This is a genomic window from Aeribacillus composti, from assembly GCF_031760945.1.
Classification (GTDB): domain Bacteria; phylum Bacillota; class Bacilli; order Bacillales; family Aeribacillaceae; genus Aeribacillus; species Aeribacillus composti.
In genome coordinates, this window is sequence record NZ_CP134501.1 from 2,901,344 (window position 1) to 2,918,856 (window position 17,513).

A 17,513-nucleotide genomic window follows, 5' to 3' on the forward strand; every position below is an offset into this window, starting at 1 on the left:
TTTACCATTGGGACTATAAATCGTAAATCTGAGAAATTTCACCTTTTAAACAGACATACTTACATAAAACACCTTCCAATTTCGTCTATTAATCTCTCTAATTTTATCCCCAGCTCATTTGGTTCATCATCATTATTTAATCCTTTTTCCAAAAACTCTTCATTTACAATATCTCTCAATTCGTTACCTAAAGTTTCATTTATATTAATTTCATTATTTAAAACCCACAGAAGGTCGGGTCTACGGGATTCCAAGCATTCTCTTAATAAAAGTAACATATCTGCGCTTAGCTTTAACATTTACTTCCTCCTTATACCTTTTGAGCCCTTTGCGTAAGTAGTAATTATTTTTCCGTTCTTATTTAGAACTACAACCGCATTCTTACCCACATATTTCGTTCTTCCTCCTGACTGTTGAACCACTTTCTTTGGGTTTCTAGTTGCATCTAGAATAGCTTTAGGAGCCACTCCTCTACCACCATCTCTTTGCATAGCCTGTGCTAAACCATGTTTAGTATATCCTGTTATTTTTCCAGCTACAGCCTTTCTAGTAACTTTAGCAAAATTTAGAGCCCGTCTAGCTTTATACACCCTATACGCAATTTTGGCACCTTTAAACGCCGCACCACCAACAATCCCTACGCCTACTGCAATCGCCGCCGCTTTCCAACCGCCTTTTTTAAAGGCCTTATACCCATCATACGCCGCAAATCCCGCATTAATCGCTATCCACACAAAATGCCCATCCGGATCCACCAGCATCACCGGATTGTTGCTCGCATACGTATAGCCGTTCTGTGTAAGGATATCGTCCGAATCTCCTGGATCAGGGTCCATGGACAAGAACACGCCATGCTCTGGGTGGTAGTATCGGGCAATCAGGTAGTATAGACCCGTTTCTCGGTCATATTGGTATCCCGCATATCGGTATGGGTTTTCGTCGGCCAAGGAGCCGGATTGGGAAAGAATATTCCCCCACGTATCGTATTGATAGCGCGCGGCAATGTTTCCTTGCGCATCCGTCAAAGCAATGACATCGCCATGGGCGTTATAGTGGTAAAAGTAGGTGGCACTACCTTTTTTCATCGCCAAGAGCTGGCCGTTTTCTCCGTATTACATACGATCTTACCACATTTCCGCTCGCATCGGTTTCATACAGAACGTTGAGGCTGTCGCCTTGGTAGTGGTAGTTGGTCACAACCCCATTTACTTTCTTTTGAATGCGGCGGCCGTCTTCGTCGTATTTTGATATAACAAAAAGAGGTTATCCCCCCGAAACACTGGGATAACCTCTGACCGAGAAACACTTGGAAGCCCTCCTTACGATTTTATCATCGAGTTTAGCAAAAAGATCGCTTCCTCTTTTTAAATGATAGGCTTCATCACTAATGTATAAGGTTTTAACTCCCTTTTTAATAAAATCTTATCAATATCTTCGATGTTTGAGGTCGTAAGGAGCACATACGGAGTATTTCCAAGGCTAATTAAAAGTTTTTCATCATTATTGGCTAACATAAGGGCTGTCCCTGCCTCAAAAGTAAAATCTAGCTCATTAGAGTTCGTTTTACAATAGTATGCATCCTCTAAAAAAGTAATAAGCTGAAATCCATTTTGAGATTGCATTTCTTTTATTTGAATAAACTCTAGTTTCTCTTTAGGATTAAACGATTGTAATTTTGGCATTTCTTTTTCCTTTACAATTAAAAGATGGTCAATCTCCGCTTTATAAGCGATTTCCGTTTGTTCCGCCGTCACTACATAAAATTCATGATGATTCACCTGTAATACGACTTGCATGCAGCTAAAAGCTTCCCGATAATCAGGATCCAAATCTGAAGAACTTATGAATACTCTTATATGTTGTGATTGAGAAATACTACGTAAATCATCAAGCTTTGTTTGGATCGGAATAAGGTAATGTGGTACCGATGACAATTGAACCCCTCCTTTTTAAAAATGTATATCCTCATAAACTCCGCCGCGTTTTAAATCTAGATTAATCTTCCATATTCCGTCTTTTCGCTTTTTATATCGAATTTGATATTTATTGTCAGGGGTATACCTTCTCACAGAATTTCCATCTCTTTTTTGAATGACTTTTTTCCCTTTCGTTAAGTGCCTAAATATACTTTTAGCTACAGCTTTACCACCGGGCAAATCGGTATTAATCCTAGTCCGATGTTTTTTATCATTTTGTAAGCGTAAAATAATCCCCACCTTTTAATGATAGGGATTAAATACTATTATTGTGATAAGTTATTAAAAACCCGACAATTCAAAGGAATTGTTTTGGACCAAGGAAGTAGTTGATCAAGCTCATCCATATTGCTTATATCCATATTGGGAAGCCTTTCAAATAAGTAGCGAAGATAATAAAATGGATTTAATTTATTCTCTTTTGCTGTCTCCACAATACTGTAAATGATTGAGCTGGCCTTAGCTCCTTTCGGAGTATTGCTAAAAATCCAGTTCTTCCTTCCGATCACAAATGGTTTAATGGATCGTTCACTTCGATTATTATCGATTTCTAAACGTCCATCCTCTAAAAATGCCACGAGTTTTTCCCATTGGTTGAGGCAGTATGTAATGGCTTGACCTAATAGACTCTTTGGTAAAACATTGCTTTTCTCTGTTTTTAGCCATGCTGAAAAAGCCTCCAACAATGGTTGGCTGTGTTTAAGTCGTTTTTTATATCGTTCTTCTGGTGTACATTCTTTCAAATCACGCTCGATGGCAAATAGCTGATTACAGAAATTGAGTCCTTCCCGAGCTGTGACTGCTGAATGACGTTTGGATTCAGGAAGTACGTTTAAAGCCTCATCGAACTTTCTGCGGGCATGAGCCCAACATCCAACTAATGTTACGCCGGATACCTTATGGTATCCTGCATATCCATCGACATGCAGGTATCCTTTAAACCCTTTTAGGAATTCTTTGGCATGTTCTCCTGCTCTAGTTTCCTGATAGTCATAAAGGACAAGTGGTGGATCCTCTCTTCCAGTCCGATAAAGCCACATGTAAGATTTCGATGTGCTTGACCTTCCAGGTTCATGTAAAACCTGAACAGTTGTTTCATCCGCATGTAGAATGTCTTTAGAGAGGAGATGCTCTTTCATTCGTTGATAAATTGGCGCAAGCCATTTTTCGGCACCATAAAGCATCCAATTGGCCATGGTTTGCCTGGATAAGATCACACCTAATCGTTTGAACTGTTGTTCTTGGCGATATAGAGGTAGCCCCTCTACATATTTTTGATTCATAATATATGCCATGCTTGACGGTGAAGCTAAACTTTTTGGATACACAGATTTTGGGGCAGGTGCTGTAACGATTGGTGTCTCTATTTCATTACGCTCACAATGACGGCATCCATAGACATATCGAACGTGTTTTAAAACTTTGACTTGAGCCGGAATAATCACTAATTCTTGTCGTACTTCTGTGCTCATTTCGTGTGTTTTTTCACCGCAACACGAACAGACCTGCTCTTCTTCGGGTAAACGATATTCAATCGTTTCCATAGGCAGGTTTTCAAACGTAGCTTGACGTTGACCACGTTTCTTTTTACGACGATATGTAATTGTTTCAACAGTTGGCTCTTCGGCTTTTACATTAGACTCTACCTCTGCTTCATTGAATAAAGGTAGTTCTAATTGATTAGGATTTGTTTTTTCGCTTGAAGAGCCAAATTTTCGTTTTTGACTAAGACGATACTGTTCTTCATACCATTGTAATTTCGCCGTCAATTCAACGATTTGCTGTTGAAGTTTTTCAATTAATTCAAATGGGTTTTGGTTAGGATTCTTTAAATTTTTCATCATGTAGTAATAATTCGACGGTTTTAGCTATTTTCCTCCAAGGTTTTTGTTAAAAGTAAAAAATTCATATAACTGTTCTAGCCTTTACTTCTGGGTGTGCTTTCTTTTGCTCCATTGCAAGACCATCCAATAACCAGCGTAATTGCCGATAACTAATTTGTATCGTTCCAGTGTCATTTTCATTTGGCCATTGAAATTTTCCTTTTTCCAATCGACGATAATAAAGCCAAAAACCATTATAGTCCCAGTGAAGAATTTTTAATTTATCTCGCTTTCGATTACAGAACACAAAATAGCTTGATGAAAAGGGATCTAAATCAAATCCCTCTTTCACCAAAGCAGCTAATCCATCAATGGATTTTCTCAAATCAGTACTTCCTTTTGCCAAGTAAACTCGTTCAGCTCTTGTACCAACTAACATGTTGATTTCAACGTCCTAACCACTTCTGAAAGAAAGGCCGGATCGAAACCAGGTTTTACTTCAATTGAAATCCCACTAATTTCAATCCGTAATGAATTTTCAACTGTTTGTGAATGATCTTCTAGGGTAACGGATGCCCATTTTGTAGACTTTCCTTGATTTTTTATTGGATTTTCAATTTTTCTTAACCAGTATTTAAACTGGTGAATATTCCATTGATTTTCCTTGCACCAGTTTACTTGAGTTTGACCGCTTTTACGATAGTCAGCGATTCGTTGTTCCCAAACCTTTCGTAATTCAGGATTCTTAGGCATAAAAAAACCTCCTTCAATTTCATCTTGAGGAGATTATCTCATGAAATTAGCACACCAAGAAGGTGTGCAAGATTTGACGCTTACATCATTTTTACCAAGAAGCCACACAAATTTAAGGCTTTTCCCTGTATGTCTGACAAGTTTTAATTTTCCTCCACCAATCGCACCTAAGGCCGCTTTTTTAGCTACGTATTTCCATCCTCTTCCGGTTTTATACGCTTTATATCCTTCATACACCGCAAATCCCGCATTAATCGCCATCCACATAAAATGCCCATCCGGATCCACCAACATCACTGGATTGTTGTTCGCATACGTATAGCCGTTCTGTGTGAGGATATCGTCCGCATCCCCCGGATCTGGATCTAGGGATAGGAGCACGCCATGCTCTGGGTGATAGTATCGGGCGATCAGGTAGTATAGACCCGTTTCGTTGTCATATTGGTATCCTGCATAGCGATATGGGTTTTCGCCAAGGAGCCGGATTGGGAAAGAAGGTTCCTCCACGCATCGTATTGGTAACGGGCCACGATGTTTTCTTGTTGCTCATTTAGAGTGTGAATCGTCTATTTCTTTCGTTCAATTTCTTTATTGTGATGTTGATATCATCTAACAGTGCACTTTCACTTAACCATTTCCAAAATTTCCTTTTTGTTAAATACTTTTTTTCCTCAACAATTCTTTCAAGTCTTGATGCATCATCAGTATTTCCATATCTACCTATTGCAAGAATGGCATGATTCTTTAGTGTTGTATTAAAATCACCCGTTAAAATTTCAAAGAACTTATTTACTACATCTCTAGTAACTTTGTCCTTAGGAAATTTTTCCGTGAAAGCAAGTAGAGTAACGGCACTAAAAACACGCTCAAATTCCTCACTAAAGAGATCTTCTATTATAACTTTTGATGCTTCTGGATGATCAAATGAATGATAAATAGCCTCTGCTAATGCTTTATGAGAATAACTGGAATCTGGTTTTCTGTACTCCTTAATTATTTCTTCTAGTCCACATATTATTTGTAATTTTGCTACCTTGATTTGTTCCAGTACCTCTTTGTTATTCGTCTTGATTTTGTCTAATTCTCTTATAGCATTGTAATCGCCAATTGTTCCTATCATAGCTATATCTGCGATTAAATCCGTGCCACTTTTTTTAGATAAATTGTGAATTTTTCTTTTTAATTGAGTTTCTTTACCCTCTAAAAAATCCAATACACTTTCTGCATAAGCTTTAACAAAAAATATCTCTGTCTCATTTTCAAGAATAGCTTTCAGAAAAGGGATTACACTACTGTCATTTAATAATTTCAATGTTTCTAATATTCCAATCTTGCCATTAGGATCTACTTTATAAAAGTATTTTTGTAAGATAGTAATTATGTCCCTTCCCATCTTAGCTAAATCTTGAGCAACTATATCTATATTATGCTCATTAAAATTATTAACTAAATTTCTAACCGTCTCCTCATATTGATTCATATTTTTCACCCCTAAAACTATTAAAGAGGGACACACTCTAAGTGTGTGTCCCAAAATATCTTTAGTAATATTGTAAATATTTCTTGCAACCTTAGCTGCACGGTAAGCACCTGAACCTATTCCACCGATAGCACCTAAACCAGCTCCTATTGCAACAGAACCCCACAACTTCCAACCTTTGAGACCTCTACTTTTTGCAGACTTATACGACGATACTCCTCCGATTAACGCTCCTACTGCCATCCACACCCAATGCCCATCCGGATCGACCAACATCACCGGATTGTTGTTCGCATACGTATATCCGTTCTGCGTGAGAATGTCATCTGCATCCCCTGGGTCTGGATCCAAGGAAAGGAACACGCCATGCTCTGGATGGTAATAACGGGCGATTAGGTAATAATGGTGTTATGTCAAGAAAACGGACACGTTAAACAGAGAGAAATAGCTGAATTTAGGCAGCTACTTTTCTCTGGTTAGCGTAATACTTCTAAAAGTAATTCCCGAACCCTTTCGTGAACTTGTAATTCTTCGGAAAAATGGGGGAATTTGTTTAAATATTTCCTTAAAGGTTCGTAATAAGGATACAAAGCAAAAAAATCTTTATACAACAATTTTCTTTGATACCTAGGTATCTTTTTATGAGCAAGGACATAACTTAAACTTCCACTTATTAATGAACAAAAGCTGTCAAAGTCCCCTGTCAAACAGTATTTATCATTATCTTTAAAAATGGTATTTTCAATTCTTTCTATATCTTCTGAGGGAAAATCATTGTTTAATAATATACTCATTTTTTCAAGTTCTAATATTACATCGTGATTAACCTTCATAAATTGTTCACCTCTTTCTCTCTTTAACTATGTTAAAAATGATAATATTCATATTTCTACTTTTTCTTGAGTTTCCAACCGTTATGCCAAAATGTCACTATTTTCCCTCTTTTGGTATAATAACCTCCAACCTTTCCTTTCTTAATTCTATATCCTTTTTTGCCTGTAGATAGTGTCACTTCTTCTCGCAAATGTTTATTTGAACGATAGAATGCTCTCGCTAGTTTTGTGTATCTTTCTGGACTATAGGAGCGTCCCTTTCTAACGACATGTTAGTTATGATGATATGCTAGCGATTCTATACTATTTTTAAAGGTACCTTTATACCAAAACCGTGCGAGACCCTTTGCTGCTTGTGCTGCTCGAAATGCCTTAAATGCAGCACCACCAACAAGCCCTACGCCTACTGCAATCGCCGCCGCTTTCCAACCGCCTTTTTTAAATGCCTTATACCCATCATACGCCGCAAATCCGGCGTTAACCGCCAATCAGAAAAAATGCCCATCCGGATCGACCAGCATCACCGGGTTGTTGTTCGCGTACGTATAGCCGTTCTGTGTGAGGATGTCATCGTCATCCCCCGGGTCCGGGATCTAAAGATAGGAACACGCCATGCTCTGGGTGATAGTATCGGGCAATCAGGTAGTATAGACCCGTTTCGTTGTCATATGAGGTACCAGTTGATTAACAAGCGGGAATTATTTTACACAAACTCTTCCTTTAGGAAAACGGCTGCCCGAAATGTCCAATCACAACATAGGCAGCCATCATTTATACTTACTTATACAATAATCATTTTGGCGGTTTTTTATCCATTAGCTTAAGTCTCTCTATTTTTTAATAAAAATTTAATTGTCTACGTATTATAAAGAAATCATTATAAATTTCGAACACTCAACATAGTAATTATTACAATATCCTTTATCTTTTTAGATAATTAAAAAATATTAATCACTTGAATTTCAGAAATAATATCTTTTAATTTTTCTTTACCGATTAGTGCTTATTTATAAGATGCTCTAAATTTTTATATACTTGATGTTGTAAATCATAGTACTGTGTACGACAAATGCCTCTTTGAGTATCAGTGATTGAATAACGTTCGCCCTTATAAGTGAATTCTATTTTTTTCATGGCCTATCCTTAGAAGCCCTATTAATTGTTCAAGATTCATCTTCTATCTCTTCACTTCCTTCTATCTTTATTCAAAAGTATGTCGCATTGCCTTTTTCCTAAGAGTAAAAAATCAGAAGGACGAATTATGTCCTTCTAAAAAATTTCTAACTGCCCAAGTGTGAAATATTACTTAACTATATCCATAAAATACTCTTTATAATACTTCTGATAATTTTACAGAGACATATCGCTTTGAATATTTCTCGTAAAGGGCTATCTCATCATCGCTTATCCACTGTAAATGACCTAAAAACCTATCATAAATAAGTTCATCCGGTTCAGTTGATACTATTTCTTTTTCATGCAATACTTTACCATTTCTATCTTTAATCACTATCTTTAGTGTAAAATCATATAGATCGTGATTGCAAATTACCTCAGCTTTATATTTTCTATTTGGACTAAATTTTGGTTTATCCCATATAAATTCATTAATATAGTTTAACTCCTTTACTCTCTCATAAGCTTCTTGAAAAGGATCAGGATCCCAATTTTTCTCCCTAATAACGAAATCGAGGCTATTTTTTAACAGTTCTAAAATTTCTACTTTCTTCTTGTTATCTGGATACTTGAGAAATTCTTCAACATTATATGGTACTAAAACTTGACAGAAACCATCAAAACATTCTAATAGTTTTATTTCGGGATAATTACCACAATGGAAATTTAATTGCCTACAATCAACAGTTTTATATTTTTTATCAAAGACTCTTTCATACAATTTGGTCATGCATCTAGTTTGAAAGGAAAAGCTTTTTTTAACATCAGTTATCCCTTCTTCGCCTAATAACAGAAATGTTTTTAGTAACATAGCTTTCCTCCTTTTTTTATGCAGTTAAGGTCTGACGTGAAGATACATGTTGCCCCCAGCCTTTCTCACTGCATAAGCTCTTCCTCTTTCCCACTTTAGGGCATTCTCTCTTCCATAAATATTTCTCTTAACAATTCGTGCATAATATCTTTGGTATCCTACCTTTTTATTCCACTTATTGATCTGACGGTTAGCCCTAGGGGATGTACCATTTTTATTCAACTTAGCACCACTAATTCCTACTTTTACTACGTGTTTTTTACCTTTGACTATTTTATAAATTTCATATCCATGATGAATCCTCTTGGAGGATCGGCTATTACCATGTATAGCTTTAACAATTTTACTAGCAGCTTTAATCCGTCCCCCACCAATAAATCCAAACGTCGCTGCTGTTGCGACACCTTTCCATCCTTTTCCTGACTTATATGCCTTATACCCGTCATAAACCGCAAACCCTGCATTGATGGCCAGCCATACCCAATGCCCATCCGGATCGACCAACATGACTGGGTTGTTGTTCGCGTACGTATATCCGTTTTGTGTGAGGATATCGTCCGCATCCCCCGGATCCGGATCTAGGGATAGGAACACGCCATGAGTTGGATGGTAGTAACGGGCGATCAGGTAGTATAGACCCGTTTCTCGGTCATATTGGTATCCCGCATATCGGTATGGGTTTTCGTCGGCCAAGGAGCCGGATTGGGAAAGAATATTCCCCCACGTATCGTATTGATAGCGCGCGGCAATGTTTCCTTGCGCATCCGTCAAAGCAATGACATCGCCATGCGCGTTGTAGTGATAGAAGTAGGTGGCATTGCCCTTTTTCATCGCCAACAGCTGGCCGTTTTCTCCGTATATATACGATCTTACCACATTTCCGCTTGCATCGGTTTCATACAGAACGTTGAGGCTGTCGCCTTGATAATGGTAGTTGGTCACAACCCCATTTACTTTCTTTTGAATGCGCCGGCCGTCTTCATCGTATTTGTAGGTGACAAACGGAGTGCTTTCGCCTTTTCTTGTAATCGAAACCAATTGGTCCGCTTCGTTCCATTCATATCGATACTGGCCGTCTTCCAATCGATTGCCGTTGGCATCGTACGTGATCGTTTCACTGCCAAACCGAATAAGCTGATTGGCCTCGTTATAATCGGCATTTGTCGTCGTCGACTGCCCACCCTTTGTTTTCACGACTTTCGTCCGGTTGCCGAATCCATCATACGTATACTCGATCTTCGTTCCATCTGGAAGCTCTTCTTCCACTAATTGATCCAGCTCATCATAACGGTAATCGATTGCTTTTCCTGTTGGGAATTCCACTTTCGTCCGATTGCCGTTTTCATCATAACGGTACGTTTCGGACAGTATTTCTTTTCCGTCCGCTGTACCAACCGATACGTTTTCGACGAGGCCACGATCATCATATATAAAGGTTGAACCGGCTCCGTTTCCTGTCGTGAAGGTGCGGATGTTTCCTTTCTCGTCGTAGTCAAAGCGGTACGTATACGTCCCGTCTGTCACAATTGTATTTTGGTCCAAGGCATTATATTGAAAATTCACTGTTTGGCTAAAGGAGCCGTGGGAAAACATAAACTGCTGCAATTTATCCGATGTCGTTGGATATTGCCATTTTTGCAGCCCACCGCGATCGGATTGTTCGATAACACGGTTCGCCGAATCAAATTTTCTTGTCTTCGTCGTGCCGTCTTTTAGATATTGGACGGAAAGTTCGTTTCCATTTTTATCGTAGCTGAATTCGTAATATGGGACGTTATTGTAGGAAATTGTTTTGACTCTTTCCGTTCCGTCATAAGACCATTGAATCGTGTTTCCCTTCGGAAGGACTGTTTTAGTTTTATTTCCATTTGCATCATATTCATTCGTCGTCGTATCTTTGAGCGGACCAACAGTTTTAATGAGTTTATCAGCTGCATCATACGAGTAGGTAAAGGTTTGCGACCGGCCGCCGCTTGTCCGAATGACTTTTGATGTCATATTTCCGTTCGCGTCATAATCATAATTGACGGAAGTGCCGTTCGCTAACAGCAGCTGTTTTAAGCGATTCGATAAATCATACGTGTATTCTTTCTTGTTTCCTTTCTCATCGAACTCGCTCAATATATTACCAACGGCATCATAATTCTTTTTCGTAACATATCCGGCTTCATCAGTTTCTTGAATAACATAATTTCCGCTAGAATCATACTTATTTTTCGTCACGACGTTTCCTTCCATCAAACGGATCGCGTCAAACCACACTGTTCCCGTGTAATTGCCTCGAAACACAACGGATACATCGATTTTATCGATGGGCTTCGAAGGATTGATGGAAACGGCGGCACGGTTCCATTCTTGGGTTCCGATCGGAAAGTCTGCAGTATACGTTTGAGTTGCGCCGTCTGTAAAATACGCTTTAGCCGTTATGGAATAGTCGCTCGGGCTCACCGTACCGTTTGCTTTGACATCCTGCGCTTTCGAAAGACCTGTGAGTGTCAAACGAAGCGGTGTATCATTTGATGTTTGGCCAACAATCACCGTCTGTTTATATTCGCCGGCCGATTGCGTGGTGCTTGTTCTTAAAAATTTTAAAGAGGATCCTCCGTCAAAGGATTGCGTAGAATCCACACTTCCTCCTGTTCCGTTCCAATTCGCAATGGCCCCTTCAAAACTGCTATTGATAACTGGGTTATAACTCGAAGAAACCTGTGCCTCTTCCAATTGGATGCTATCAAACCAGGCTTCTCCGGAAGCATCTGGAGACTTATGATCGACCTCTAAATACACGCGAATTTTGACGACACTCGGTGGAGTAGTAAACGTCACTTGCCGTTCTGTCCATGGTCTCGTACCGGTTAGTTGGCTGTAGCGATTGTCAGCCCAAGAAATCCGGCGATTTTGACTGTCTAAAAATTCGATATTAAAGAACGCATTGGCCTTCGTCAAATTCGTTTTGATCTTCCCGCTTAACGTATACGTCGTGTTCGGTTTCACGGCAATTTCTTGGGTAGCCGCCACATAGCCAAGTTCCGTTCCAGGCGAACTTGAGGCAGTGACGATTTTTAAAGTTTTTCTTCCAAGCGACCGATGATGACGATTCGTGTCTTCAAACAATTGTCCGGAATCGTTAGAACGAAGAAGATTCCAAGCTGTGATTCCCTGTTCGAAGCCGCTATTTGAGAGTAAGTTCGCTGCACTGCCTAATGTATTGCTTTCTTCAATAATATTCCCATAGGTATCGTATTTTGCTATAGAAGATGTTTTTCCGGATTGATCAGTTTCGGATACAGGATTTAAGCCATCGTAGGCAATCGTAGTGGTATCACCTTCCGTATCTGTCTCTGAGATGACATCATTATTTTTGTTATACTTGTATGTTTCTGTACCGTACTGATCTTTCACCGTTAACACATTCCCGTTTGCATCATACGTATATGTTTCAGTAGGTTTTACAGCATTTTGATCATTCGGATCCCGTGATTCTACTAGATTATTTCCCTCATACACGTAGCTTGTCGTAATGTTTAACCCGCCTGCATCTTCGATTATTTGAATGGGGTTCGCTGCTTCATTAAAGGTATACTGAATTTTGCGGCCATTCGGCTGGATCACGACGAGCTGCCGTTTCGTTTGATCATAATTCAACTTATAAATGCGGTTCTCGGGATCTATTACTTGACTGATCCTGTCTCCATTGTAAATGAATTGATTGACAACAGCTTTAGCTTCTGTATGCGTCGGTTCATATACTTTCTCTAGACGGCCATGTTCATTATATTCGTATCTCGTGGTTTCTTTGCCCGCCTTGGTGACTTTTGTTAACAAACCATTCTGATACTCAAACGTGATCGAACGGTTTAGTGGATCGGTAATTTTTTGAATTTTGCCACTTGCGTTATACTCCATAGTCAGTTTTCTTCCTGATGCATCAATAATGGACACAAGCTTTCCATTCGCATAACTATAAGTCGTTGTATTTCCATGACCGTCGACCATTTTGGTTAACTTTCCGTCGCTTTTTCGGAAGTGAATTTTCGTTTGATCTTTGTCGGTCAATATATATTCATCGGCTGTTTCGCTTAATTCCAAATAAACACCTGTCGGAGCTTTATACGTACCATCGGATAGCTTCGTGAATATATGGAGCGTACCATCTTCATCTGTAAATCTCGCTTCTTTACCCTGAGCAATGATGCTTATTTCCGCATCACTCTGCCATCCTTTTCCAAATAATCCATCCAAAGTAGATAGACTATTGTAAGTTCTTGTCATTCCTAGCCCCGGTCCTCTTCCAGAAATCGATACATCATCTTCGTCGACGATGAGGTTACCGGTAGCGGCATTCACGCTTGCATAAGGAACATCAATGATGGACCAGTATTCCTCCTTTCCTAAATACTCATTCCCCTCCGGAATTTTTACCGTCAACGCCTGATTGGAATATATTGTTTCCCCATCTGCATCGTATGCACTGAGTCTAAACCAGTAATTGGTGCTTGTCGCGTAATTTGTCCCCATTTTTGCATATAATGGGGAAGGATCCTTCGGAAGCTCCATTCCCTTTCCATCATGATGCAGCGTTAAAGATCCGGAAGCCCCTTTTTGGATTTCCTCTGAAGTAGGCCAGATTCCTTTATTTTGGGTCGTCCAATGGTCCACATCTCCTACATCAAATGCTTCATAGTACTGGCCGTTAAATATCCACACTTTGTAGCCTGTTGCACCGGGAATTTTTTTCCAATCCAGCATAACATAACCGGATTTGCTTCCTAATTGGTTGGCGTAAGCAAATCCAGAAGGAGCTGACGGCACAGGTAAATCCGAAATGCTCGGCTTATACGCATCCGAGTAGACGGTTTCCCCTTGAGCGTTATAGGCACTGACACGAATCCAGTAGTTGGTCGCCGTTGCATATTTTGTTCCTGCATTTTCATAGACTGGGGAAGGATCAACGGCCAATTCTGCGCCAAGACCATCATGTAAATGGAGTTTATAGCGGCCAGTATTTATTTCTGCAGCAGTTGGCCAATATTTTTTGTTTTTCGTTGTCCAAGAAGTGACGTTCCCGACATCAAGCGATTCATAGTTTGAACCGTTAAAAAGCCAAATTTTATACCCCGTCGCTCCGCTCACCGGTTTCCATTTGAAATCGATATATCCTGTTCCGTTGCCATTGGTATAACTAACCCCCGTTGGTGCAGATGGTTTCTTCAAATTAGGAATGGTTGGCATAAAGGCTCCAGACATGGCGCTTTCGCCTTGGGGAAAAATCGCGCTTACTCGGAACCAGTAGTTCTTGTTATTCGGATAACTTCCTCCTGAATTTCGATAGACTGGGGAAGGATCGACAGCCAGCTCCGTTCCTTTCTGATCTTGGTGCAGGTCGTATTTTCCGGCGTTAATTTCAGAAGAAGTCGGCCAAATTTTCTTTCCATTAGTGCTCCAAGAGGTAACATTGCCTACCTCAAAGGCTTCGTATGATTTACCGTTATATATCCATACTTTATAGCCCTTTGCCCCAGGAACCGGATCCCATGATACATTCACATATCCTGTGCCGTCTCCATTGCTAAAAACTGTTCCTTTAGGAGTTTGGGGAGCAGGGATCGTATACGTCACCGACAAATACGGTTTATAATTACTATTCGTAGAAGAAACGACTTTTTTCCAATAGGTTTTTCCATTTCCATTCGTATGAAGTTTGAAACCATACTGTTGCTTCTTGCCAGAAGCCCATTCTTTAACTGTATTCGTTACATTAAATTCCGCCCATTGATCTCTGGCCACATCAACTTTCCCAATATTAGTTGAAGAGGGCTTATTATTCCAATTCAATGCACTAGCTGACCATGAACCATTCACAGCATCTAACCATAACCCCGTTTTGGTGGTAGAGGAGTATGAATGGGTTACATAAACATTAAAAGTGGCATTCGTAATATTCATATTCTGTATACTTGATAGATTGTGATTTAAGAAAGCATAGCAAGTGCCGGTTGTGTTATCATAATAACCAACTTTTAAAACATACTGTCCTTGTACTGAATCCCATTTACTGGATGAAGAACTGTAATTAGTCGTTGGATATGCACTCATCACAAATGTATCCGTTGACACATTTATTGAAGTGCTTGGATCAATATAAACTGGATATACGCGTTTAGGATCTTTCAACCATTCAGGATCAGCTTTGATCGTTAAAACATATCCTTGCGCTTCTTTTTGCAATTCGTATGTTACATCTTCTGAACGCTCTACTTCACCAGAGTATTCATCGACATTGGAATCTACCATAAACGGCTTCGGCAGTTCAAAAACCTTTTCTTTTTCTTGATTCATAAACAGTATTGAACCATCATTTTGGACTTCAGCCTTTAAATCCGTTTTCAAATAAAATTTAAATATATGATAACCGGTAAATGAGTGAAGAACTAAATCTTCTTTTGTCGCTTGATTGAATGTAATATTCTGTAAATCTATAAAAGGAAAAATATTTTTGTGAAAAATTTTATTATCTTTTTTCTTATAAATAGCAGAAACATCCTTCGCCTTTATTGGCTGTACACCATTGCCGGCTGCTTCTAAAATGGAAAAGGAAATTGAATGTCCATTATAATGGAAAGTGGCATATTCTCCTTTGACCATTTTTTTATGAAAGTTTGTCTCGATAATAGTATTCTCTGTTTCGACAGAATTCGACTGATCGGTGCTTTCTGTTAGATTTGGAGAAATTTCCTCAAATGGCTTCCCCTTCTTTTTCCTTATATGGATCGGCTCAAAATAAATCTTTTTGGTAAATGTGCCATCACCATTGTAAAAAACTTTTGTATTCTCTGTCCGTTCCTCAATGATTTCCCCTCGTTTAAGGTTAATTTTAGGGGTCGGGACTTTTGACGGTAAATGACTTTCAGTAGAGTTGTTGTCTTTAGAATGAATGGTTTCTGCGAAAACGTCTAAAGGAACGGATGAGAAAAATAACAGATTCACAATTGCCCATATCAACCATTTTTTTAAACGACTAATTTTCATATAATTCCTCCTTTTCAATAATTTGTTAAATTGATTATACTTTATAAAAACTAGATTTAGGTACATTTTTTGACATACAAAATTCTGTATTTTTCGACAAATTTTGCTTCTTTTGTACGAAAAAACCCCCCTTCAATGAATAAATTAATTCCATTCAATTGAAGGGGGGTGCTTTTGACTTATTTAATAGAATACGGGTATGAGCGGTGGTCGTTTAGAATCACTCGCCCGTATATTTTCCAATTGATTTTAATAGGCCCCTGAAAGTTTGAGCAGAGGCATATGATTATTTGAAATGAATTAAGAAATATTTCTTTTTGCCCCGGCGGATCACAGCAAATTGACCTTCGATGGTGTCTTTTTCAGACACAATATAATCAAGCTCCTGCACCCGTTCGCCGTTAATGTAAATCGCACCGTTTCCGATGTCTTCTCTTGCCTGCCGTTTCGATGGAGAAATTTTCGCTTGAACCAATAAATCGACTAATCCGATTTCATTTTCGGTCGTTTCATACGAAGGCACATCTTTAAAGCCTTGTTTTATTTCTTCTGCTGTTAAAGCTTTTATATTGCCGCTGAACAGCGCTTCGGAAATTTTGACTGCCTGTTTGAGTGCTTCTTCGCCATGGACAAGTTTTGTCACTTCTTCCGCTAACGCTTTTTGCGCAGACCGTTTTTCAGGAGCATTTTTCACTTCTTCTGCCAATTGTTCAATTTCTTCTTTTGATAAGAAAGTAAAATATTTTAAATATTTGATGACATCCCGGTCATCGGTATTGATCCAAAATTGATAAAATTCGTAAGGCGATGTTTTTTCTTTATCGAGCCAGATGGCTCCTCCTTCCGTTTTGCCGAATTTTGTGCCGTCGGCTTTCGTGACGAGCTGGAGTGTAAGACCGTATGCTTTCGCATTTTCTTCCGTTTTTCGAATTAGTTCAAGTCCTGACGTAATATTTCCCCATTGGTCGCTTCCGCCGATTTGCAAGCGGCAATCATAGGTTTGGTACAGCTTTAAAAAATCGTACGATTGCAAAATCATGTAGCTGAATTCCGTAAAGGAAATGCCCGTTTCAATTCTTGACTGCACGGTTTCTTTCGCCAGCATATGGTTTATGCCAAAGCTTTTGCCGATATCGCGCAAAAATGTGATGACATCCAATGGCCCGATCCAATCGTAGTTGTTGGCCAAAATGGCCGGATTCCCTTCTTTTTCAAAATCCAAAAAGCGGGAAAGCTGTTCCTTAATGCGTTCTGACCACTGCTTCACCGTTTCTTTTTCATTTAATGTTCTTTCCTGTTTTTTTCCGCTTGGATCGCCGATCAAGCCTGTTGCGCCGCCAACAAGAGCAATCGGTTGATGACCTGCCTCTTGAAATCTTTTTAACGTTAAAATCGGCAGCAAATGCCCGATATGAAGGCTGTCTGCCGTCGGGTCAAAACCGCAGTACAGCTTCACCTGTTCCTCTGACAACAATTTATCTAATCCTTCTTCATCCGTTACTTGATTAATGAGTCCGCGATATTTTAAATCTTCTAGCAAAGCATTCATCAAACCCACTCCTTTTCAAATTTTATCCAAATAAAAAACGCCCCTTCATGAAGGGACGTATAATTACGCGGTACCACCCTGCT

The 17,513-nt window shown here is 39.2% G+C and carries 11 protein-coding genes, 4 pseudogenes and 1 other annotated feature (1 of these 16 cut by a window edge); all 15 genes and pseudogenes read right to left on the bottom strand.

Annotation, left to right across the window (positions count from 1 at the left end):
* Positions 1 to 59 precede the first annotated feature (59 nt).
* Positions 60 to 299, bottom strand: coding sequence for a hypothetical protein (locus RI196_RS14140; protein ID WP_044743717.1), 240 nt, complete (start codon positions 297 to 299; stop codon positions 60 to 62).
* A pseudogene (locus tag RI196_RS14145) lies at positions 300 to 1,257 on the bottom strand (RHS repeat-associated core domain-containing protein); the annotation flags it as partial.
* A 107-nt stretch (positions 1,258 to 1,364) separates the two neighbouring features.
* Positions 1,365 to 1,934 (bottom strand): hypothetical protein, encoded by a 570-nt coding sequence (locus tag RI196_RS14150; RefSeq protein ID WP_311066400.1) that lies wholly within the window; start codon positions 1,932 to 1,934, stop codon positions 1,365 to 1,367.
* 308 nt (positions 1,935 to 2,242) lie between these two features.
* A complete protein-coding gene (gene tnpC, locus RI196_RS14155) occupies positions 2,243 to 3,820 on the bottom strand; it encodes an IS66 family transposase (protein ID WP_094245431.1) in 1,578 nt (525 codons plus the stop codon).
* A gap of 61 nt (positions 3,821 to 3,881) precedes the next feature.
* Positions 3,882 to 4,238, bottom strand: a complete 357-nt coding sequence (gene tnpB / locus RI196_RS14160) for an IS66 family insertion sequence element accessory protein TnpB (RefSeq protein WP_003352857.1) — start codon at positions 4,236 to 4,238, stop codon at positions 3,882 to 3,884.
* A complete protein-coding gene (gene tnpA, locus RI196_RS14165; RefSeq protein ID WP_311066156.1) occupies positions 4,232 to 4,552 on the bottom strand; it encodes an IS66 family insertion sequence element accessory protein TnpA in 321 nt (106 codons plus the stop codon). The genes tnpB and tnpA overlap by 7 nt, the downstream gene beginning before the upstream one ends.
* Positions 4,553 to 4,684: 132 nt before the next feature.
* Positions 4,685 to 5,106: pseudogene (locus RI196_RS14170) on the bottom strand (RHS repeat-associated core domain-containing protein); the annotation flags it as partial.
* Positions 5,103 to 6,275: a hypothetical protein gene (locus RI196_RS18805; RefSeq protein ID WP_235600424.1), complete on the bottom strand. Its 1,173-nt coding sequence runs from the start codon at positions 6,273 to 6,275 to the stop codon at positions 5,103 to 5,105. The pseudogene RI196_RS14170 and the gene RI196_RS18805, both read right to left, overlap by 4 nt.
* Positions 6,249 to 6,434, bottom strand: a pseudogene (locus tag RI196_RS18810) (RHS repeat-associated core domain-containing protein); the annotation flags it as partial. The pseudogene RI196_RS18810 and the gene RI196_RS18805, both read right to left, overlap by 27 nt.
* A 74-nt stretch (positions 6,435 to 6,508) precedes the next feature.
* On the bottom strand, positions 6,509 to 6,865 hold the full coding sequence (locus tag RI196_RS14185; protein WP_063387349.1) for a YxiJ-like family protein: 357 nt from the start codon (positions 6,863 to 6,865) through the stop codon (positions 6,509 to 6,511).
* A 272-nt stretch (positions 6,866 to 7,137) separates the two neighbouring features.
* Complete coding sequence (locus RI196_RS18815; RefSeq protein ID WP_499679164.1) at positions 7,138 to 7,353, bottom strand: hypothetical protein; 216 nt, start codon at positions 7,351 to 7,353, stop codon at positions 7,138 to 7,140.
* 6 nt (positions 7,354 to 7,359) lie between these two features.
* Positions 7,360 to 7,543: pseudogene (locus tag RI196_RS18820) on the bottom strand (RHS repeat-associated core domain-containing protein); the annotation flags it as partial.
* Between the two features lie 652 nt (positions 7,544 to 8,195).
* A complete protein-coding gene (locus RI196_RS14195; RefSeq protein WP_094244652.1) occupies positions 8,196 to 8,852 on the bottom strand; it encodes a hypothetical protein in 657 nt (218 codons plus the stop codon).
* A gap of 24 nt (positions 8,853 to 8,876) precedes the next feature.
* On the bottom strand, positions 8,877 to 15,881 hold the full coding sequence (locus RI196_RS14200) for a DNRLRE domain-containing protein (protein WP_311066401.1): 7,005 nt from the start codon (positions 15,879 to 15,881) through the stop codon (positions 8,877 to 8,879).
* Positions 15,882 to 16,167: 286 nt separating this feature from the next.
* Positions 16,168 to 17,430 carry a tyrosine--tRNA ligase gene (gene tyrS / locus RI196_RS14205; RefSeq protein WP_311066402.1) on the bottom strand — a complete coding sequence of 421 codons (1,263 nt, stop codon included), beginning with the start codon at positions 17,428 to 17,430 and terminating at the stop codon, positions 16,168 to 16,170.
* A 48-nt stretch (positions 17,431 to 17,478) separates the two neighbouring features.
* Positions 17,479 to 17,513: a binding site (T-box leader), on the bottom strand (it continues 181 nt past the right edge of the window).

Excerpts from the sequence above, each read along its gene's own strand:
- tnpA (WP_311066156.1), bottom strand. The coding sequence starts at position 4,552 with ATGCCTAAGAATCCTGAATTACGAAAGGTTTGGGAACAACGAATCGCT.
- tnpB (WP_003352857.1), bottom strand. The coding sequence starts at position 4,238 with ATGTTAGTTGGTACAAGAGCTGAACGAGTTTACTTGGCAAAAGGAAGT.
- tyrS (WP_311066402.1), bottom strand. The coding sequence starts at position 17,430 with ATGAATGCTTTGCTAGAAGATTTAAAATATCGCGGACTCATTAATCAA.
- RI196_RS14140 (WP_044743717.1), bottom strand. The coding sequence starts at position 299 with ATGTTAAAGCTAAGCGCAGATATGTTACTTTTATTAAGAGAATGCTTG.
- RI196_RS18805 (WP_235600424.1), bottom strand. The coding sequence starts at position 6,275 with ATGGCAGTAGGAGCGTTAATCGGAGGAGTATCGTCGTATAAGTCTGCA.
- RI196_RS14200 (WP_311066401.1), bottom strand. The coding sequence starts at position 15,881 with ATGAAAATTAGTCGTTTAAAAAAATGGTTGATATGGGCAATTGTGAAT.
- RI196_RS14195 (WP_094244652.1), bottom strand. The coding sequence starts at position 8,852 with ATGTTACTAAAAACATTTCTGTTATTAGGCGAAGAAGGGATAACTGAT.
- RI196_RS14185 (WP_063387349.1), bottom strand. The coding sequence starts at position 6,865 with ATGAAGGTTAATCACGATGTAATATTAGAACTTGAAAAAATGAGTATA.
- tnpC (WP_094245431.1), bottom strand. The coding sequence starts at position 3,820 with ATGATGAAAAATTTAAAGAATCCTAACCAAAACCCATTTGAATTAATT.